Genomic DNA, 19412 nt, shown 5'->3' on the forward strand with positions numbered 1-19412 from the left:
AAACTACTTCAGCGCGGCCAGTGTCCTTCGTTCCGACGGAGTCAGCGGCGGGCCCGAAAGCGGTGGCAGGAGTGGGCCGTTGAGGGCCGCCAGCAAGGTGCCGGGGCGCAACAGCGTCGACGCGTCCGCCTCCATGCTCGTCACCGTCGCCAGTGCTGCCGCCGCCTTGTAGGAACCCGTCGCCGACTTCAGGAGGCGGCGGGAGTAGCCGGTGATCAGGCGGTCCGCCCTGGTCGGCTCGGGGCCCTTCGTCTCGGGGTACCAGATGTCCTGGCCCACCGCCATGGACCAGGCGCCCTCCACGGGGGCGGCGACTCCGCGCTGGACCTTGGCGGCCAGGCCGGGGGCGGTGAAGCCCTCGTGGTCCAGTTCGCGGGAGAGTATCCGTGCGCCGAGCGCGGCCACCGACATGCCTTGTCCGTAGGCCGGGTTGAAGGTGGCGAGGGCGTCGCCGAGGACGACCAGGCCCTCGGGCCAGTCCTGGACCTTCTCCAGGTAGCGGCGGACGTTCTTGCTGCTGTGGCTGGTGTGGATGTCCGTCAGGGGTTCGGCGCCGGAGACCAGGCGGCCGAGGATGGGGTGCGGCAGGTCGCGGACGTACTGGAGGAAGCCGTCCGGGTCGGCGGGCGGTTCGCCGCCGCGGGTGCCGGCGAGGCTGACCATCCAGCGGTCGCCCTCGATGGGCAGGACCATTCCGGCGCGGCCGGGCCGGGACTCGTACGGGTTCGCCTGGAGGATCGTCAGGGGGAAGTGCTCGGCGCCCTCGGGGCGGCGGTAGATGCGGGTCGCGTTGACGAGGCCGGAGTCGACCGTTCGCTCCTCGATGCCGGTCACCCCCAGCGCTTCCAGCCAGCGCACGATCCGTGAGCCGCGCCCGCTGGCCTCGACCACGAAATCGGCGTCAAGTTCCGTGATCCCGGCGTCCGTTGAGATGCGTACACCGGTCACACGCCGGGCGTCGCCGAGCAGGTCCAGGCCCCGGGCCGTACGGATCTCGGTCTTCGTGTTGGCCAGGACCGCCGAGCGCACCACCCAGTCCAGCAGTGCGCGGGTGCAGGTGAGCATCCGGGGGCCCTCGTGCTTCCAGCGGCGCAGCCAGCCCTCGGAGGTCAGGGCGAGCATGCCCGAGTTGAGGGAGATCTCGTGGGCGCCGGCGGCGAGCAGCTGGTCGCGCACGCTGGGGCCGGGCACGAGGTCGTCGATCGCGGCCAGGCCGCCGGACATCAGCAGATGGGCGTGGCGCCCCTGCGGGAGACCCCTGCGGTGCTCCGGCCCGTCGGGCAGCTCGTCCCGGTCCAGCACGATCACCTCGTCCGTGTGGACGGACAGGGCGGCGGCGGCCAGCAGGCCGGCCAGACCGGCACCGACGACGACAGCTCTCCGCGGCATGGGGCTCCTCAAATCAGCCTGGAAACAGGGGTGTTCGCGCAAACGTGGGTCAGCGAGGGGTGGCCTTCACCGTACTCTGCGGTACGGCCGTGCCGAGCCGCGACCGTGCGAGTGCCCGGGCCAGTTCGACCAGGCCGCAGGTGTCGGAGACCTCGGTGGCGTAGAGCCGGTAGGTGCTCGGGGTGTCGAAGGGTTTCTCGCGGGCGGCGGCGCGGCGGGCGGCGTCGGCCACCATCGCCGCCTCGGCCGCCACCCGGGCCTCGTGCGCGGAGCGGCCCTCGTGCAGCGCGGCGTCGCGGGTGCGTTCGCGGACCCGGTCGTCGAAGTACGGGGCGAGCGCCAACAAGCCGTCGTGTATGGACACTTCACGCCAGTGCAGCCGCATCCGAGGGAGCTGCCAGAGCGCGCTCGGCGGCTTCGGCGCGAGGGACGCGAACCGGACCTCCGTCCACAGCGGGCCCAGCCCGCGCAGCGCGCCCAGGTCGCGCCGGTGCGCGCGGAGCGCCGGCAGCAGCCTCGGCAGGGCGAAGCCCGCGGAGCAGGTGAGGGCGGCCAGCGAGGCCATCGGCGGGGCGAGCCCGGTGGAGAGGAAGTCCAGGTCGTGACCGTTCCAACGGGCCACCACCGCCGTGTACTTGGCGAGCTGGAAGCCGACCACGTCCAGCAGCGTGCCGACCAGGATGAGCCGCAGCCCGGTCCGCAGCAGACCGGTGACCTCCCGGGCCCAGGTCACGCACACCGAGCACATGGCCAGGGTGGCCGCGCTGTGCCCGAGCAGATAGAGCACGATCATCTCGCGCATATAGGGCGTGTTGGCGTAGTACGTGTCGAGGTCGGTGAGCCGCTCGGTGCTCGCGTCGGCCAGTGCGAACAGCACGACGATGGCGACGATCAGCGCGCCGTAGGCGGCCATGCTGCGCAGCACCATGCGGCGGATCCGGGCGGGGGAGCCGCCCCGCCACTGGATCAGCAGGACGAGCAGGGAGCAGCTGTACGCGGAGATCATGCCGTAGGTGAGGGGCGCGCCGAAGTTCGGAATGCCGGTCAGGCCGTTGACCGCGCTCAACGTCGTCGGCGCCGCGCAGATCAGCCCCAGGGAGCCGAGGACGATCGCCGCGCAGGTGGACACGGTCAGCGGGTCGCGCGGGGCGTTCGAGGGCCGGGCCAGCAGGGCGGTGCAGGAGAGCAGGAAGACGGCGGCGGCGAGATACACCATGAGGCTCATGCCCGGCTGCTCCCTTCCGCCGTGCCGGCGCGGACCCGGGCGGCGGCGACGAGCGGGGACCCGGTCAGCGCGTCGGCGATGGGCGCGAGGAGGGCGGTTCCGGGGGCCTGGTCCGGGGTGTCGGCGGGGGCGAGGTGCGGGTCGCCGGTGCGCTCCTCGGCCACCGCCGCGGCGACTACCGCCGCCCACGCGGTCGCCTCGGCCCGCTCCGGGTCGCCCGTCGTGCGTGCCGCGGCCTCCAAGGTCCGCTCGTACAGGGCCCGGTCGAAGAACGCGTCCAGGTGGCCGAGCGCGTTGTGGATGCTGGTCTGGCGCCACACCAGCCGGGTTGCGGGGGAGGAGAAGCGGGGCCGGGGCAGCCGTAGCGCACGGCGGGTGAGGAGTTCGTCCAGTTCGTGTTCGAGCGGTTCGAGCCGGGCGTACGTCCGCCGGGCCTGCCGGCGCTGGGTCAGCCGGGGGCCGGCCAGCGGGATCAGCACACCTACGACGATCAGGACCGCGCCGAGGCCGGCGGCGGCCGGCGAGACGGTCGTCCCGAGCTCCGTCCAGTCCCGTCCGAACCAACCCGCGACCACCGCCGCCAACTTGGTCAGGCTGTACCCGGCGCCGCACAGCGAGCCGACGCCCAGCGTGACCAGCCCGGCGCGCAGCCAGCCGTGCACCTGCCGGGCCCAGCGCAGCGAGGAGACCGTGGTGACACTGACGGCGGCGAGGTGTCCGGCGAGATACAGCACGATCATCTCGGCGGTGAACGGTGTCGTCGCGTAGTAGGTGTCGAAGTCGGTACGGCGCTCCACAGGGGTGTCGCCGAGCGCGAACATCACGGCGATGCCGACCAGGACGATCGCGTAGGCCACGATCCAGCGGCGGGCGGTGCGGTGGACGTGCGGTCCGCCCCGCCAGTAGACGATCAGGACCTGGGAGGACGCGCTGTACGCGGTGATCGACGCGTACGTCAGCGGTGCGGCGAGGTTCGGGACACCGCTGAGCCGGTTGACCGCGCCGACGGTCGGCGGCGCCCCGAGGAAGAAGCAGGCCCCGGCCAGCGCGAGCAGCACGCAGATGACCCGGAGATAGGGGTCGCGCCAATGGCGTATGAGATCCGGGGCCTTGACCAGCATGCCCAGCCAGAGCAGGCCGCAGCTGAGGTAGTTGATCAGGCCGTTCATTTTCTGGTCCCGCGGTAGTTGAGGGCGGCGCCGATGCGCCCGGCGACGCCCTGCGTACCGTCGTCGGCCTCGGCGGGGTCGGTGCCGGCCGCGGACTCCAGCCAGGGGCGCAGCCGCCCGCTCATCAACATGCCGAAGCGGTCCGCCTCTTGTTCGTCGGCGACGCTGAAGTCGGTGCGGGCCGCGACGGGCCGCGGACCGCGCTCGGCGGTCAGCTGGGGAGGGCGCTCGGTGGTGCGCCGGTGCATGTGCCACACCTCGTGGCAGAAGATCACGATCTGGTGCCAGGCGGCGGCCCGCTTGTCGATCACGATGACGTCGTAGGTGTCGCCCTCCAGCCACAGCCCGCTCGCGGTGTGCGGCGGGAACACCTCGCGGCGCACCACGACTTCACGTCCCCGCCAGCGGATGACGGAGTCGACCAGCGCGTCGAAGAGGGCCTCGGGATCGGCGGGGACCGGGACGTGCATGGGGTCGATGAGGGCGCCGGCGAGCCGCCTCATCTCCTTCTTCGTGCGCACCGCTGCAATATGCCAGGACATACGTCGACTCAGCCACCTCACCGTCGCCGCGGCAGCAGGAAACCGGCCGCTCCCTCGTCTCGCCGTCCGCCGCACAGCCGGTCCGAGGTTACGCGTCCACAACTGCCGACGTCATGTCGTTCGGTGGCCGTTGTGGGCCCGGGAACGACCGCTGTGTCCGGAAATCGACCCCGAGAATGAATGTTGCACTGTGCTCAGCCCATTGACGTGAACGCGCTTCGATTTTACCGTCCCGTTCGAAGTTACGTGCGCTATGCGGCATTTCGAACATGGCAGGACTCCTACCGGCAAGGGGCGGGGCATGGGACCACATGAGCCGAAGCGCGGGCACCGCCCGGCCGCGGCCGGCCGCGGCCTCGAGCCCGGCCGTCTCCCGGATCCCCCGGGCCGAGACCCGCTCGCCAAGTACGGCGTGAAAGAAGCGGACGCGCGGCGGGCCGGTGACTCACCGACGGAGGTACCGAGTTGAAGCACCCGACACTGACGACCCTCCTCGCCGCCGCGGTGATCGCACTCCTCCCCGCCACGGCCGAGGCCGACGTCACCTACCCCGACCCGCAGCCCGTCACCGGCCGGCAGATCATCCACGACCCCACGGTCGTCCGCCTCAACTCCGGCGGCTACGTGGCCTATTCGACCGGCGGCGTGATCGGCGCCCGCACCTCGAAGGACCGCGTCCAGTGGGACGACGCGGGCAACGCCTTCGCCGCGCCCCCGAGTTGGTGGTACGACTACAACTCCGCCGGCGACCCCTGGGCCCCCGACCTCTCCTACCGTGCCGGACGCTACTGGCTCTACTACGCCGTCTCCTCCTGGGGCACCAACCACTCCGCGATCGGCGTCGCCACCTCCCCGACCGGCCTCCCCGGCACCTGGACCGACCACGGCAAGGCCTTCAGCTCCGAGACCACGGACACGTGGAACGCCATCGACCCGGCGATCGTCCGGGCCGACGGAAGACTCTGGATGGCGTTCGGCTCGTACTGGACGGGCATCCGCATGGTCGAACTCGACCCCGCCACCGGCAAGGCGATCCCGGGCGCGCCGGTCGCCCAGCTGGCCACCCGTCCGGACGCGCCGTACGCGGTCGAGGGCGCGTACGTCCTGAAGCACGGCCGCTACTACTACCTCTTCGCGTCCTACGACGCCTGCTGCGCGGGCGTGAACTCGACCTACAAGATCCGGGTCGGCCGTTCCGCGTCGGTCACGGGCCCGTACGCGGACAGCACCGGCAAGCCGATGCCGGCGGGCGGTGGCGACCTGCTCCTGGCGAGCCACGGCAGGTTCGTCGGCCCGGGAGGAGAGTCGGTCTTCAAGGACAGGGGCCGGGACGTCTTGGCGTACCACTACTACGACGCGGACGACAACGGCACGCCGAAACTGGGACTCAACACCCTCGACTGGACAGAAAACGGCTGGCCTAATGTTGGGTAAGCGCTTTCCGAAAGGACCCCATGAGCACCCGCACCGCCCGCTTCACCCTTGACCCGGCCTTCACGGTCGGCGAAGTCGACCCCCGCCTCTTCGGCTCCTTCGTGGAACACCTCGGCCGCTGCGTCTACACCGGCATCTTCGAACCGGACCACCCCACCGCGGACGAGGACGGCATCCGCCGGGACGTCCTCGACCTCGTCCGCGAACTCGGTGTGACGGCCATCCGCTACCCCGGCGGCAACTTCGTCTCGGGCTACCGGTGGGAGGACTCCGTGGGCCCCGCCGAATCGCGCCCCCGCCGCCTCGACCTGGCCTGGCGCTCCACGGAGACGAACCGCTTCGGCCTCTCCGAGTACATCGCGTTCCTGAAGAAGGTCGGCCCCCAGGCGGAGCCGATGATGGCGATCAACCTCGGCACCCGGGGCGTCGCCGAGGCCCTGCAACTCCAGGAGTACGCCAACCACCCCGCCGGCACCGCCCTCTCCGAGCAGCGGATCGCCAACGGCGACAAGGAGCCCTTCGGCATCAAGGTCTGGTGCCTCGGCAACGAGATGGACGGCCCCTGGCAGACCGGCCACAAGACCGCCGAGGAGTACGGCAGGATCGCCGCCGAGACGGCCCGCGCGATGCGCCAGATCGACGCCGACGTGGAACTCGTCGCCTGCGGCTCCTCCTCGCAGGCCATGCCGACCTTCGCCGCGTGGGAGGCGACCGTCCTCCAGGAGACGTACGACCTGGTCGACTACATCTCGCTGCATGCCTACTACCAGCCGCTCGACGGCGACCTCGACTCCTTCATCGCCTCCGCCGTCGACATGGAGTCCTTCATCGAGAACGTGGTCGCCACCGCCGACCACGTGGGCGCCCGCCTGAAGTCGAAGAAGAAGATCAACCTCTCCTTCGACGAGTGGAACGTCTGGTACACGGCGGACTGGGAGGAGCACACCAAGAACGCGGACCCGGCCGACTGGCCGGAGGCGCCGCGCCTGCTGGAGGACAACTACAGCGTCATGGACGCCGTCGTCTTCGGCTCGCTCCTGATCGCCTTGCTCCGGCACGCCGACCGCGTCACCGTCGCCTGCCTCGCCCAGCTCGTCAACGTGATCGCGCCGATCATGACCGAGCCCGGCGGCCCGGCCTGGCGGCAGACGACGTTCTTCCCGTTCGCGCAGGCCTCGAAGTACGGCCGGGGCCAGGTCCTGGACGTCCGCGTCGACTCCCCGACCCACGAGACGAAGCAGTACGGCGAGGCCGACCTGCTGCACGCCACGGCGGTGCGCGGCGAGGACGGTTCGGTCACGGTGTTCGCGGTCAACCGCAGCCGCACGGAGTCGCTCCCGCTCCAAGTCGGCCTGAACGGGCTCGGCTTGACCTCGGTCGTCGAGCACAGCGCCCTCGCGGACGCCGACCCGGACGCCCGCAACACCCTGGCCGACCCGGAGCGCGTGGCCCCGCACCGGGTCGAGGGCACCGCACTCCAGGACGGCACGCTGACCGCCGTACTGGAGCCGCTGTCCTGGAACGTGATCAGGCTGGCCTGAAGTGGTCAGTGGCCGGGGGAGGCCACCAGTGTCACTGGTACTCCTCCGGCCGCGCTGCCGAGCAGCGTCAGGCGTACGTCCTTCGGGCCCGCCGGTGTGGTGCCGTCGGACAGGACGGCCAGCGCGAGGGTGTTGGTGCCGCGGGTGCGGAGGATGCCGTTCGGCAGGGCGAAGGTGTGCTGTGGGCCCACGTCGTTGATGTACTGGCCCATGTTCCAGCCGTTCAGGAAGATCTGGACGCGGTAGGCGCGGGCCGGGTCGTCGTCGAGGACGAGGCCGATCGAGGCGTCGATGCCGGTGTCCACGGCGAGTTTGAAGGTGGTCCGGTACCAGGCCACGCCCTGCCGCTGGTCGGCGCGGGGGAGGGTGACGGCCTCCCAGCCGGAGTCCGGGAAGTCCGGCAGGTGCCAGCCCTCGCGTTCGCCGTAGAGGCCGCCGTTGTTCTGCGGGCCGCGCACCGGGTCGGGTGCCGTCTCGCCCTGGAGGCGCCAATTCACCTTCGGGGAGGCGCCCTTGAAGGTCACGGCGGTCAGACCGCGGGCCACCTTGTGGGTGTCGAGGGCCTTGCCGTCCTGGTCGTGCTGCATGCGCCGGACGAGGACGGACAGGACGTGCGGACCGGCCGTGCGCACCTTCTCCGGGACCGCGAGGGTCGCCTTCGCGGTCCAACTCCCTTGCCGGACGCTGGTGGTGGTCGGCACCGGCATCCGGTGGGTGCCGAGCGGTTCGCCGTCGAGCCAGGCCATCAGCAGGCCCTGCGTGCCGGTGCTGTAGGCGAGGGCCACCGATTCCAGGGCGTCGGTGGCGGCCGTGGTGAAGCGGCCCCGGTACCAGACGTCGCCGTAGTGGAAGCCGTAGTCGTCGGCGAAGAGGACGGGCTGTCCGGAGGGGACGGCCGTCGTGCTGAACGTCGAAGTCCTGTTCGCAGCCGTCCACTTGGAGTCGTCGAAGGCGACCGCGGCCTCCTGGTTCTCCACCTTCCGGCGCCAGCCGCCGAGCGCGGGCAGCGGCACCGCGGGCACCCCGGCCAGCACCGTGTCCGCCCGCAGCCCGCCGGAGCTGGTGACGGTCACGGGGACGGCCCGGCCGTTCCAGGTGACCTCGGTGACACCGCGCGGCCCCCACACCTCCAGGCCGGTCTCGCCGATGGTGTCGCCGGTCAGGTGGACGGTCGTACCGCTGACGGTGACCTCGCGGAGCAGCGCCGGGCCGTAGACCAGCACGGTGCCCGATCCGGTCTCGCACGGCCACAGGCGTACAGAGGTGGCCTCGTCGGCGAACAACAGCAGGAGCGGGCTGTCGACGCCGCCGCCCTGGACGAGGATCCGGGTCAACCCGCCGGGGCCGAGCGGGACCGTGGCGTGGAGGAGACCGCGGTCCCACACCCAGGCGGCCTCCACGTCGAGCCGGGCGACCAGCGGCTCCTGCGGGCACTCCACCACGGCGTGCGCCATCTCGCCGCGCTTCCCGGCGAACACGGCGATATCCTGCCGGCCGACTGTGAGGAGCATTATCGGCGTGACTGTCGAGTATCTCAACTTCCGTGCGCCCAGGGCGAGTCGGGCGACGAGAAGGCGGGCGTCCTGGGCCGGGACGGTGACCTCGATGTCGTCGTCCGGGGCCGACAGCGTCGAAGTCACGTCCGCCGCGGTGTCGTTGCGCAGCACGTAGACGTGCGAGCCGGTGTCGGCGTTGGAGAGGTGGTACGCCTTCAGGCCGTCCACCGTGACGTCCGCCGCCCGGTCCAGCTTGGCGAAGTCGGGCACCGTCCGCAGCAGATGGCCCAGTTGGTGCATCGGGACGAGCTTCGCGGTCGGGTTGCGGCCCTCGTCGAAGGCGGCGCCGTAGTCGTACGACGTGTAGACGACCGGCGCCGGCAGCCAGCCCCACGAGGTGCCGCCGAAGGTCATGTAGACGTTGTGCAGGGTGAGGCCGTTGGCGAGGTTGGTGAGGTAGAAGCGCCGCTCGTACGCCGCGTCACGCGTCCGGCGCGACTCCGCGTAGCCCTTCCCCTCGAACCAGGAACCGCCCCACGGGTCGAACCAGCCGCCCCCGAACTCCGGTACGAAACCAGGGGTCTTGGGGCTGGCGGTCGCCCCGCCCTTCGCCCCGCCGATCCCGAAGTGGCCCCAGTCCGGGGGCGGTTGGGTCGGCGTCGGATAGCCGTCGAAGCCGTAGAGCCAACCGCCCGTGTCGCCGCCGGTGTCGAAGGAGCCGGGGGTCCAATAGCCGTTGCGGCCCTTGTCGTTGTGGAACAGGGGGACGTCGATGCCGTCGGCGCGCACCTTCTTGTACAGGTGGGACATGTAGGCGGTGCCGTCCGGGTGGGTCACCTGGCCGTCGTACTCGTTCTCGATCTGGTAGAGCAGGACCGTGCCCTTGCCCTGCGTGAACAGGTGCTTGGAAACAATGGAGTTGACCTGCGTCAGCCACTCGTCGACGTGCGAGAGATACGTCGGATCGGCCGTCCTCGCGGTGCCCTTGGTGGCGGTCAGCCAGCCGGGGAAGCCGCCCGCGTCGATCTCCGCGTTGATGTACGGGCCCGGGCGCAGGATGACGTAGAGGCCGGTCTCGGCGGCCGTGCGCAGGAACAGGTCGAGGTCGCGGACGCCCGTGAAGTCGTAGCGGCCCTGGGCGGGGGAGTGGTAGTTCCACGAGACGTAGATGCTGACCGCGTTGTAGCCGAAGGCGCGCATCTTCTGCAGGACGTCCCGCCACAGGGACGGGCTCGGCAGCCGGAACGGGTGCATCTCGCCCGACCACAGGACCAGGCGTCTGCCGTCGACGAGCAGCGAGTAGCGGTCGTAGCCGATCGTGTGCGGCAGGCCGTCCGCGCCCGGCGGAGCGGGGGGCGGGCCGGTCGGCACGACGTGCGCGGCGTACGCGTCCGGGGAGCCGGCGCTGCCACCGCCCAGCGCGAGTCCGAGCGCGGCCGTACCCGCGAGGGTGCTGAAGGTACGCCTGCTCAGCTCCACTGGAAGCTCCTTTCGGGTCCGGTCCGTCGGCGGCACGTGCGAGGCCATTTTCCGTGGTGATCCCTGGAGGCCGTCGTGCGGGGTCATTCTGTACGCCAGAACGGCCCACAATGGACGCATGAGGATCTCGGCACGGGCGGATTACGCGGTACGGGCGGTACTGGAGCTCGCCGTACGGGGTGACGACGGCCCGCTGAAGGCCGAGACCATCGCCACCACCCAGGGCATCCCGCACAAGTTCCTGGAGGGCATTCTCGGCGATCTCCGGCGCGCCGGGATCGTCGACAGCCGGCGCGGCGGGGGCGGCGGCTACCGGCTGGCGCGCGCCGCGACCGCGATCACCGTCGCGGACGTCATCCGCGCGGTGGACGGCCCGATCGTGTCGGTGCGCGGCGAACGCCCCACCGGCCTCGCCTACACCGGTTCCGCCGAACCCCTCCTCCCGCTGTGGATCGCGCTGCGCGCCAACGTCCGCAAGATCCTGGAGGGCGTCACGCTCGCGGACATCGCGGCGGACGCGCTGCCGGAGCCGGTACGGGCGCTGGCGGCGGAACCGGCCGCCTGGGAGAACCCGTAGTCGTTCACCGTCGTCTCAGGCCGCGCTCAGATTCACCCTTTAGCGTCACCTCCCGTTCATCCCTACTCAATCGGTGGGAAAGCCGGAACGGACGGGACGCACGACATGCGCACGCTGATATTGCTCGCCCTCGCGGGCCTCGGGGCCCAGCTCGTGGACGGCAGCCTCGGCATGGCCTACGGAGTCACCTCGACGACGCTGCTGCTCGCCATGGGGACCAATCCGGCCGCCGCCTCCGCCACGGTCCATCTCTCCGAGATCGGTACGACCCTGATGTCCGGGGCCTCGCACTGGCGGTTCGGGAACGTGGACTGGAAGGTCGTCGTGCGGATCGGCGTGCCCGGCGCGGTCGGGTCCTTCCTGGGGGCGACCGTGCTGTCGAAGCTCTCGACGGAGGTCGCGGAGCCGGTGATGTCGCTGATCCTGCTCGGGCTCGGTGTGTACGTCATGTCGCGGTTCACCTTCAAGGGGCTGCCGGAGGGGCGGCTCGGCAAGCCGCTGCGGAAGCGGTTCCTGGCGCCGCTGGGCCTCGTCGCCGGGTTCCTGGACGCCACCGGCGGGGGCGGCTGGGGGCCGGTCGGTACGCCCGCGCTGCTGGCCAGTGGCCGGATGGAGCCGCGCAAGGTGATCGGGTCGGTCGACACCAGCGAGTTCTTGGTCGCGGTGGCGGCGAGCCTCGGTTTTCTGTTCTCGCTGGGGTCCCAGGGGCTGAAGTGGACCTGGGTGATCGCCTTCCTGCTCGGCGGGGTGGTCGCCGCGCCGGTAGCCGCCTGGCTGGTCCGGCTGGTGCCGCCCCGGGTGCTGGGCTCGGCGGTCGGCGGGATCATCGTCGTGACCAACGTCCGTACGCTGCTGCACGGCGACTGGATCGGCGCGCCGGGCGCGCTGAGCGCTTGGGCATACGTCGTGCTGTACGGGATGTGGGCTGCCGCTCTGGCGTACTCGGTCCGTGCCCATCGCCGGGACGAGGCGAGGAGGGCGCGGACCGAGTCCGAGTCCGCCGAAGGGCGGCAGCCCGTCAGGGTGTGATCGGCGCTCGCCGATCAGTGCTTTTCGATCAACTGCCTCCCGGTCGAGTAGCGCTGACGCCCACCGTCATGGACAGCGAAGTTACGGCCGCACCTGAAGAGTTCCTTGATGTGCGGCTGTGAAGGGCCTGGGGACGGATCGGCCAACGCCCGCTTATTTCCACAGAGTTCGCACACTGTGGAGAGAGTGTGAAAGGCGCGACTGTGAATGGCCTGAGTTCGCCCTGACCGTTCCGTGTGCGGCTTCCTACGATGCGAGCGCCCCGTCGGTCTTCACAGGAACTTCATTGGTTCTTCAAAGATTGGTTCTTCAAAGATTGGGTCTTCAAGGACCTGGGGCACAGCCACCCCCCAACCCAAGGAGAAACCGTGCCTGGTGGGCTCCTCCTGAGTGGTGCGGTCGCCGCACTGCTCGCCACCGCGCTGCCGTCCGTGCAGCACTCGTCGTCGCCCGTCTTCGACGACCCGCCGCCGGACAAGATCGTCATCAACGTCGCGACCGTGAACGGCTCGGGCTGCCCGCAGGGCACGACGGCCGTCGCCGTCTCCGAGGACAACACCGCCTTCACGGTGACCTACAGCGCGTATCTCGCCCAGGTCGGCGGAAACTCCGATCCCACGGCGTTCCGCAAGAACTGCCAGCTCAACCTGGTCGTCCACGTCCCGCAGGGCTTCACCTACGCCATCGCGAGCGTGGACTACCGCGGCTTCGCCTCGCTCCAGCGCGGTGCGAGCGGTGCGCAGAAGGCCTCGTACTACTTCCAGGGCTCGTCGAGCACCGCGTCCAAGAACCACCCGTTCAACGGCCCCTACGACGACAACTGGCAGGCGACCGACAGCACCGACTGGGCCCAACTGGTCTGGGCGCCCTGCGGAGTTCAGCGCAACTTCAACATCAACACGGAGCTGCGGGTGGCCGCCGGCACCTCGTCGTCCAGCGCGGTCAGCTTCATGACCATGGACTCGACGGACGGCGACATCAGCACCGTGTACCACATGGCGTGGAAGGAGTGCCCGGCCTCCTGAGGTGAGGTGGGGTGGCCCGTCCCGCACCGCGGGCCACCCCCTTGGGCTCAGCTCTGCTGGACGCCGAGGGTGAGGGTGCCGGTGTAGCCGGACGACGTCGAACTCCCCAGTGCCGTAAGGGTCATGAGCCCGGACGCGGCGCCTCCGTCGTCGTAGATCGAGTCCTGCGCGAGGGTGGTGCGGGTGACCGTGTTGGTCGAGTACGGCGAGATCTTGGCGACGGCGGACGTGATCGTCTCGTCGATGAACAGCTGGCCCGTGTGGAGTTCCTGGCCGCCGGTGAACGAGCCGTCCGAGGTGAGTGTGACGCCGGTGTGCACCTTGACGTGGATGTGCACGCAGCGGCCCCGGTACCAACCCGGGTAGATCGTGGTGATGTTGGCGAGTCCGGCGGAGTTCGTCAGGACGCCGCCGCGCAGGAAGGTGCCGTCGTCCGCCTCGCTGTGGCCGTTGTTGCCGACGTAGCCGGAGTACTCGCCGAGCGCGTCGCAGTGCCAGATCTCGACGAGCGCGTTGGGGATGACGGCGCAGGTGCTGTCGTTCACGACCGTGAGCGCCAGCTTGAGCGGGAGGCCGGCCTTGCCTTCGGTGACGTCGGCGCGGACGAGGGCGCCGTCGAGGTAGTAGGGGCCTTCGGTCATCTCCTTGGTGAGGGTGCAGACGGCTGCGGCTGTGGCTGCGGCGGGGGTGGTGGTGGGGGTTGTGGGGGCTTCGGGCGCGGCGGCGCCTACGGCCAGTACGGCGGCCGTGGTGCCGGTGGCGATCAGTACGGTGCGGCGCCCGATCGGGTTGGTTGCTCCAGAAGTGTCTGTCATGAACACGGCATCCTAGGTAAGGAGTCTGTCGGTCAGCTGTGGGGTTGGCAAAGTGACACTTCGTCAAGTTCCTTGCAGGACACGGGACATGGCCACTGCCGATACCTGACTCCTGCCGGCGCGATGGCCCGGGAGAGGATCGCGGGGTGAACGACTTCGACTCCCGCCGCGCCGAACCCGGCGAGTTCCCGCGCCTGGGCGCCGCGCTCGACCTCGTCAACCGCGACTTCGCGGCAACCTTCCCCGACCGGGAGCCGCTGGTCCTGATGGTCTGGGGCGGGGACATCGGCGAGCAGCAGATCTACGTCGCACTGTCCGACGGCACCTCGCAGGGCAACGGTCTGTCCGAACCCGGGGATGCCGAGGCCGATCCTCTCGTCCATGTCGCGGAGGCGGCGCAGGAGACAGTGGTCGAACTGCTCTGGCAGGCCTGGCCGGTGTGCCCGTTCCACAAGCTCGGCACGCATCCGCGTCCCGAGGGGACGACGGCCGACTGGGAGTACGGGGAGAGCTGGGGTCCCGGGGTGGTGTGGTGGTGCCGCGGCCATCGCGGGGGCGACTGCCACGACCTCGCCTCGGTGGGCGAACTGGTCGGCGCCCTGCCGGGCAAGCAGCGGCGGGAGGCGCGGCGGAGGGAGCGGAGGCGGGGCAGGGCCGGATGATGCCGCGGCCCCGCTTCGCCCCACGTCAGGGAGCCAGGCGGCATTCGGCCGAGACGGAGTAGGCGTGGCGGCGGAAGGTCACCATGGTGTCGTCGGAGAGTTCCACGCCGGGGGCGAGCCGGGTGGGGTCGAAGACCTGCTGCTGCCAGTGGTCCTCGCGCGCCGAGCGGGCCGTGATGTGCAGCTGCCCGGCCGGGATGAGCGGCCGGTGCTCGGGCCAGGCCCGTGAGGGGTCGTGGGTCGGGTCGCCCGGCTGCGCGAACTGGAGGACCAGGGTGAAGGAGAGCGGCCCCGTCGCGAGCCGGGAGTCGAGGTCGCCGATGAGGAAGTCCGGGGCCGGCGTCTCGCCGTACGGCGACTCCAGTTCCACTTCGCCGAGTTGGGGCACGAGCCGGTAGCGGAACGGCCGCCGCTCACCCGACTCGTCCACCAACACGAAGGCGTGCAGGCCGTCGTAGCGTGCGGTGGCGAAACCGGCGGGTGCCTGCTGACCCGCGAAGGACTTCAACGCCCCCGGCTTTCCGGGTGTTGGGCCAGTACGGTGGCGAACTTCCCGGCCGCCGCCAGCTTCCCCTTGGCCCGGTCGGCGAGCCCGCCCTCCGTGCCCGCCTTGCCCAGCGCCTCGACGAGGTCGATGAACCCCTCGGGATTGTGACTGGGGAAGACCCGGAAGGTCGCCGCCACCAGATCCATGACGCCCTTGTCGGCGTCGAGAAACTTCACGGCCATCCCGCGTACGCCGCGCGCCCGGTCGTCGGCGTCGTAGCGGCCCGACCCGTTGGAGAACCGTACGACCGCCTCGGACTCGCCGGTGGGGCAGGCGGCGGTCGTCCACTGCGAGACCTGCCCGCTGGCACGAAGCGCGCGTCGTAGACGGCGCCGCGCGCGTGCAGACGGCGGTCGTGCGGACGCGGTGGCGCCGCGGCCTCGATCCGGTCGACGGCCTGTGCCGCGATCATGCCGTCCTTGGTGACCGAGGAGTCCTACGATGACTGAGCCATGCCCGCGTCATCGCACCGGCGACTTCCGCAACTCCGCTCCCCGCCGACACCACGGCGCCAGTTGGAGCACGCCGAACACCGCCTCCACACCCAGGAACAGCCACAGGAACCGAGGGGCACCGTGCGCGAGGGCGTACCCCTGCCAGCCGGTGAACAGCACACGGGCCACCCCGTCGAGCAGGCCGTGCAGAGCCAACGGCCGGACGAGCCGCAGCACGGCCCAGACGACCACCACCGACCCCATCAGATTCGCGTACAGGGTCTGTACCGGGTCGAGTTCGGGCAGCACGCCCAGCCCCCAGTCCCGGCCGAGCGCCGACAGCGCGTCGTGCGCCAGCGCGTACGTCCACGGGGTCGCGAAGCCGGCGGTCACGACGAGGTCGTACCAGGCACTGGCCCGCACGACCCGGAGATAGGAAGCGATCTTCATGCCGCCGACGCTAAACAGTGGAGTGCGGTCCAAGGTCAAGTCATCATGTGGGCATGCGTATCGGGGAGTTGGCGACACGGGTGGGCCTGAGCCGGGATTCTCTGCGGTTCTACGAGGAGGTGGGCATCCTCACCAGCGAGCGTCAGCCGAACGGCTACCGAGACTACTCACCCGAGGCGGTCCCCTGGCTCGAATACGTCCGCACGGCACAGGCCCTCGGCTTCTCGCTGGCCGAAATCGCAGAGCACGGCAGGGAGTTGAACGAGACCCCGGACCAAGCGGCGGCGCTGTCGGCCCTGTTCGCCGACAAGATCCGGATCATCGACAACCGCATGGCCGAACTGGCCGCCCTCCGAGCCGAGTTGACGGCCCGCGTCGGCACGGACTGCCCCCTGCGCAAGCAGCCGGCACCCGTGGCGCGGGCCGGGAGACGGTCAGGATTCCGGGGGTGACGACGGGCTCACTGGAGCGACGGGTGTGACGTCGCGCGGACGGTCCACGGTTCCTTGTCGATGCGCACCGTGTCCAGCGTCATCCCCGCGAGGAGGCCCAGGGCTCCCGAGACCACGCCCAGCAGCAGGGCGGCCCAGTCCGGGACGACATCCAGCAGGAACGGCAGCGCGAAGAGGGCGCCGACCGCCGCGATGCGCAGATGCCAGGCGTGCACGCCCGGGAGGTACCGGGAGGGCCGCGGCACCGGCGCGACGGCGAGCGCGGGGTCGGTCTCCCGCAGTGGGGCGGCACCGTCGCGCAGGAAGGGCGCGTAGTCCTCCTCCACGGTCTGACCCCAGACCACATGACCGGAGTCGGAGACGAACGCGGCGGGGACCAGACGTTCCTTGTTGGTCCCGGCGATGTCCTTCCACCGGGTAGGCCAGCACAACCAGCCACTGTGGCCGCCGAGTTGGGCCACGGCGTTGGCGAGGTGCTTGTCACCGACCGCGCTGCTGTGACCGGCATTCATGGCCTGGAGCCGGACGGTCGGTTGCCCGTCGGTGTCGCAGTCGTCCACCAGCTCGACGCTGTAGGCGGTGCGGGCGGCGATCTTGCCGAGGCCCCGCCCCGTCGGATACCGGTACGTCTCCAGCACCGGGGTCCCGAACCGGACGCGGACCGCGTGGACACCACCCTTGGCGGCGTCCTCCTTGAGCATCCGCTGCATGGGGCCGAGATAACTCTGCAGCAGGCAGAGAAGACACAGGGATGTCACCACGCCGACGATGAAGGTGAGCCCGCAGTACACGGCACCGAGTTGTGAACCCCGGCCGCCGTAAGCGCTGTTGGCGGCGGCGAAGGGTGTCCAGACGACGAGATACGCCGTCGCGACGAGCCCCCAGTCCCGCCGCACCGTCCCCAACGCGCCGGGTATCGCCTCCCGGGGAGCACCGGCCATCGCCATCGGCTTCACGAGCGGCGCCGCCCGACAGACCACCAGCCACCCCACGACGAACGCCCCCGCGAGGGCCAACGGCACGAGGATGTCCAGACGGGCGTGGTGCGGGTCGTACTGGAACGCCGCCGCGGCCCAGGCGACGGCCGTCGACAACAGGGCCGCCGCGCCGAGAGCTCTGGCGAGTGGCGTGGAAACGTGCTGCATGTGATCTCCCCCCAGATCATGGTGCGGAGATCATATGCGGCGATTGCTCAGACGGCGCGGATGAATTCCGTCCAGGTGGCGGGGGAGGTGGCGATCTCCACGCAGTTGTCGCCGGAGCCGCTGCCGCTGGGGAAGACCGTCCGCGCTGAGGTCGACGTGCCGCGCTGGTTATCCCGTTTCCAAGGAGCCTCACCGGTGCGATGATTGGCCAGTGATCATAGCCCTGCGTGTACTGCTTTTCGCCGCCGCCTTCTTCTCTCTCGCCGTGGGCATCACGGCCGTCACCTCATCGCGGGTGCTTCCCTGGCTGGCGGGCAAGGTGATCAGGCCTCGACTGTGGGGCTCCGGATACATGTTGTTCGGCGTTGTCGTCCTGTATCACGCGGTGGTCGCGCTGGTGCATGTCGACCCGGACGTCGAACTGGTGCTGACGATCGTCACCACGCCGACGGCCATTGCCGGTCTCGTGATGATGATGTTCGCCCAGCGGGTCGGCTGGGAAGCCCGACCGCTCACGTAACTCCGGTCGGAGCCGTCTCCTCACAGGTTCCCGACAAGAACGCTTCAGGTCCGGCATGGACCCTGATCCCCATGCATGGACACCGACCCCACACCCCCGCATCCGAGCGCAGCCGCCGCTGGTTCATGAACAAGGCGCTGCTCGCCGGCGGAGTCGCCGCGATGGCGACCATGACGGGATGCTCCAACGACTCGTCGGACACGGCGAGTTCGTCCTCGGCCGCACAGTCCGGCGCCCCGAGCGGGATGCCCTCGGGCGGGCCCGGAGCCGGTGGGGGAGGGGGCGGCGGCATGGGCCCCGGGGTCTCCCAGGTGAAGTACAAGGACGTGAAGGGGGTCACCACCGACGGCAACGTCGTCGACGGCCTGTTCACGATCCACTCGACCGGCGTCTCCACGGACAAGCTGGTCAAGGCGGCGCAGGTGTTCCTCGACGGGCTCTCCGCGAAGGAGCGCAAGTCCTGCACGTTCGACGTCGACGCCGACGAGTGGACGGCGTGGAGCAACGTCGACGGCTACGCCCGCAAGGGCGTCCGCATGGGCGACCTCACGGAGAAGAAGCGCAGCCTCGGGTACGCGCTGCTCGGCGTCGCGCTCTCCGCCGACGGGCTCACCCAGACCCGCAACATCATGAAGCTCAACCAGTTCCTCGGCGACTCCAACGGCGGCAACCAGAAGACCCTGACCGAGGGCCACTACTTCTTCACCTTCATGGGCACCCCGTCGACCACCAAGCCGTGGGGTTTCCAGTACGAGGGTCACCACGTCGCCATCAACTACTTCGTGCTCGGCGACCAGGTCGTGATGACACCTACCTTCATGGGCTCCGAGCCGACCACGGCCACGTACAAGGGCGAGAAGATCAGCCTGTTCCGGCCGGAGACGACGGCCGGCCTGGCGATGATCCGGTCGCTCACGAAGGCGCAGCTCGCCAAGGCGGTCTCCTCGCAGGACAACGGCAACGAGGACATGAAGGCGGGCGCCGGCTCGGACAACCTCAAGCTCGCCTACGCGGGCGTGCGCGGCTCCGAACTCACCACCGCACAGCGGAAGAAGCTGCTCGCCGTGGCCCAGGTGTACATCGGCTACGTCAACGAGGGGCACGCCGAGGTCAAGATGACCGAGGTCGAGAAGCACCTCGACGACACGTACTTCTACTGGATGGGCGAGACGAAGGACGACTCCGCCTTCTACTACCGCATCCACAGCCCGGTCGTGCTCATCGAGTACGACGCCCAGGCCCCGCTCTTCTTCCACGAGGCGTCCTCCGCGAGCCCGAGCGCCGGCGCCAGTGCGAGCGCGAGCTCCAACGCCGGCGGCCCTCCCGGCGGCGGCATGGGCATGGGCGGCGGCACCCCGTCCCAGGAGCACATCCACACCATCATCCGTACCCCCAACGGCGGCGACTACGGCGTGGACCTGCTGAAGCTGCACCTGGAGAACGACCACTGACGACAACAGCCAGTGACATATGCCCAATTG

The 19412-nt window shown here is 70.2% G+C and carries 20 protein-coding genes; 10 read left to right on the forward strand and 10 right to left on the reverse strand.

Annotated features, from left to right (window positions below; genetic code table 11):
• Nucleotides 1-3: 3 nt before the first annotated feature.
• Genes ACFXC1_RS38865 through ACFXC1_RS38880 form a run of 4 tightly spaced genes read right to left on the reverse strand, consistent with a single transcriptional unit; the run spans nucleotide 4 to nucleotide 4304 of the window.
• On the reverse strand, nucleotides 4-1389 hold the full coding sequence (locus ACFXC1_RS38865) for an FAD-dependent monooxygenase (RefSeq protein ID WP_381251909.1): 1386 nt from the start codon (nucleotides 1387-1389) through the stop codon (nucleotides 4-6).
• Nucleotides 1390-1438: 49 nt separating this feature from the next.
• Nucleotides 1439-2614: an MAB_1171c family putative transporter gene (locus tag ACFXC1_RS38870; protein WP_381251911.1), complete on the reverse strand. Its 1176-nt coding sequence runs from the start codon at nucleotides 2612-2614 to the stop codon at nucleotides 1439-1441.
• A complete protein-coding gene (locus tag ACFXC1_RS38875) occupies nucleotides 2611-3783 on the reverse strand; it encodes an MAB_1171c family putative transporter (RefSeq protein WP_381251913.1) in 1173 nt (390 codons plus the stop codon). Before ACFXC1_RS38875 ends, ACFXC1_RS38870 begins: the two co-directional genes overlap by 4 nt.
• Nucleotides 3780-4304 carry a toxin gene (locus ACFXC1_RS38880; protein ID WP_381251915.1) on the reverse strand — a complete coding sequence of 175 codons (525 nt, stop codon included), beginning with the start codon at nucleotides 4302-4304 and terminating at the stop codon, nucleotides 3780-3782. Before ACFXC1_RS38880 ends, ACFXC1_RS38875 begins: the two co-directional genes overlap by 4 nt.
• Nucleotides 4305-4790: 486 nt before the next feature.
• Here ACFXC1_RS38880 and ACFXC1_RS38885 point away from each other — a divergent pair, with 486 nt between their 5' ends.
• A complete protein-coding gene (locus ACFXC1_RS38885) occupies nucleotides 4791-5759 on the forward strand; it encodes an arabinan endo-1,5-alpha-L-arabinosidase (RefSeq protein ID WP_381251917.1) in 969 nt (322 codons plus the stop codon).
• Between the two features lie 20 nt (nucleotides 5760-5779).
• Nucleotides 5780-7300 carry an arabinosylfuranosidase ArfA gene (arfA, locus tag ACFXC1_RS38890; RefSeq protein ID WP_381251919.1) on the forward strand — a complete coding sequence of 507 codons (1521 nt, stop codon included), beginning with the start codon at nucleotides 5780-5782 and terminating at the stop codon, nucleotides 7298-7300.
• Between the two features lie 5 nt (nucleotides 7301-7305).
• Here arfA and ACFXC1_RS38895 read toward each other — a convergent pair whose 3' ends face one another.
• On the reverse strand, nucleotides 7306-10275 hold the full coding sequence (locus tag ACFXC1_RS38895; RefSeq protein WP_381251921.1) for a glycoside hydrolase family 35 protein: 2970 nt from the start codon (nucleotides 10273-10275) through the stop codon (nucleotides 7306-7308).
• 118 nt (nucleotides 10276-10393) lie between these two features.
• Here ACFXC1_RS38895 and ACFXC1_RS38900 point away from each other — a divergent pair, with 118 nt between their 5' ends.
• From ACFXC1_RS38900 to ACFXC1_RS38910, 3 genes are all read left to right on the forward strand, one after another.
• Nucleotides 10394-10852, forward strand: coding sequence for an RrF2 family transcriptional regulator (locus ACFXC1_RS38900; protein ID WP_381251923.1), 459 nt, complete (start codon nucleotides 10394-10396; stop codon nucleotides 10850-10852).
• Nucleotides 10853-10957: 105 nt separating this feature from the next.
• Nucleotides 10958-11881 carry a sulfite exporter TauE/SafE family protein gene (locus ACFXC1_RS38905; RefSeq protein WP_381251925.1) on the forward strand — a complete coding sequence of 308 codons (924 nt, stop codon included), beginning with the start codon at nucleotides 10958-10960 and terminating at the stop codon, nucleotides 11879-11881.
• A gap of 368 nt (nucleotides 11882-12249) precedes the next feature.
• Complete coding sequence (locus ACFXC1_RS38910; RefSeq protein WP_381251927.1) at nucleotides 12250-12906, forward strand: DUF4360 domain-containing protein; 657 nt, start codon at nucleotides 12250-12252, stop codon at nucleotides 12904-12906.
• 47 nt (nucleotides 12907-12953) lie between these two features.
• Here ACFXC1_RS38910 and ACFXC1_RS38915 read toward each other — a convergent pair whose 3' ends face one another.
• Nucleotides 12954-13721 carry an intradiol ring-cleavage dioxygenase gene (locus ACFXC1_RS38915; protein WP_381251929.1) on the reverse strand — a complete coding sequence of 256 codons (768 nt, stop codon included), beginning with the start codon at nucleotides 13719-13721 and terminating at the stop codon, nucleotides 12954-12956.
• A gap of 146 nt (nucleotides 13722-13867) precedes the next feature.
• Between ACFXC1_RS38915 and ACFXC1_RS38920 the strand changes: the two genes are divergently transcribed.
• A complete protein-coding gene (locus tag ACFXC1_RS38920; RefSeq protein WP_381251930.1) occupies nucleotides 13868-14383 on the forward strand; it encodes a hypothetical protein in 516 nt (171 codons plus the stop codon).
• Between the two features lie 25 nt (nucleotides 14384-14408).
• Here the strand turns inward: ACFXC1_RS38920 and ACFXC1_RS38925 are convergent, their stop codons facing one another.
• From ACFXC1_RS38925 to ACFXC1_RS38935, 3 genes are read right to left on the reverse strand one after another with little or no spacing between them, the layout of a single operon-like run.
• Nucleotides 14409-14891, reverse strand: a complete 483-nt coding sequence (locus ACFXC1_RS38925) for a catalase (RefSeq protein WP_381251931.1) — start codon at nucleotides 14889-14891, stop codon at nucleotides 14409-14411.
• Nucleotides 14888-15373 (reverse strand): catalase, encoded by a 486-nt coding sequence (locus tag ACFXC1_RS38930; protein WP_381252081.1) that lies wholly within the window; start codon nucleotides 15371-15373, stop codon nucleotides 14888-14890. The genes ACFXC1_RS38925 and ACFXC1_RS38930 overlap by 4 nt, the downstream gene beginning before the upstream one ends.
• A gap of 18 nt (nucleotides 15374-15391) precedes the next feature.
• Nucleotides 15392-15814, reverse strand: coding sequence for a hypothetical protein (locus ACFXC1_RS38935; protein WP_381251932.1), 423 nt, complete (start codon nucleotides 15812-15814; stop codon nucleotides 15392-15394).
• A gap of 53 nt (nucleotides 15815-15867) precedes the next feature.
• On the opposite strand from ACFXC1_RS38935, the gene ACFXC1_RS38940 reads away from it, so the two are divergent.
• A complete protein-coding gene (locus ACFXC1_RS38940; RefSeq protein ID WP_381251934.1) occupies nucleotides 15868-16266 on the forward strand; it encodes a MerR family transcriptional regulator in 399 nt (132 codons plus the stop codon).
• Nucleotides 16267-16274: 8 nt separating this feature from the next.
• On the opposite strand, the gene ACFXC1_RS38945 is transcribed toward ACFXC1_RS38940, so the two are convergent.
• Nucleotides 16275-17411 (reverse strand): hypothetical protein, encoded by a 1137-nt coding sequence (locus tag ACFXC1_RS38945; protein ID WP_381251937.1) that lies wholly within the window; start codon nucleotides 17409-17411, stop codon nucleotides 16275-16277.
• Between ACFXC1_RS38945 and ACFXC1_RS38950 the strand changes: the two genes are divergently transcribed.
• The 3 genes from ACFXC1_RS38950 to ACFXC1_RS38960 all read left to right on the forward strand — a co-directional run bounded on the left by ACFXC1_RS38950 (nucleotide 17403) and on the right by ACFXC1_RS38960 (nucleotide 19382).
• Entirely contained in the window at nucleotides 17403-17615 is a 213-nt protein-coding gene (locus ACFXC1_RS38950) for a hypothetical protein (protein ID WP_381251938.1), read from the forward strand. The genes ACFXC1_RS38945 and ACFXC1_RS38950 overlap by 9 nt on opposite strands.
• A gap of 7 nt (nucleotides 17616-17622) precedes the next feature.
• Nucleotides 17623-17931: a hypothetical protein gene (locus ACFXC1_RS38955; protein WP_381251940.1), complete on the forward strand. Its 309-nt coding sequence runs from the start codon at nucleotides 17623-17625 to the stop codon at nucleotides 17929-17931.
• Between the two features lie 71 nt (nucleotides 17932-18002).
• Nucleotides 18003-19382, forward strand: coding sequence for a DUF3500 domain-containing protein (locus ACFXC1_RS38960; RefSeq protein WP_381251942.1), 1380 nt, complete (start codon nucleotides 18003-18005; stop codon nucleotides 19380-19382).
• Nucleotides 19383-19412: the final 30 nt, after the last annotated feature.

Source organism: Streptomyces hokutonensis (assembly GCF_042751305.1).
Taxonomy (GTDB): Bacteria; Actinomycetota; Actinomycetes; order Streptomycetales; family Streptomycetaceae; genus Streptomyces; species Streptomyces hokutonensis_A.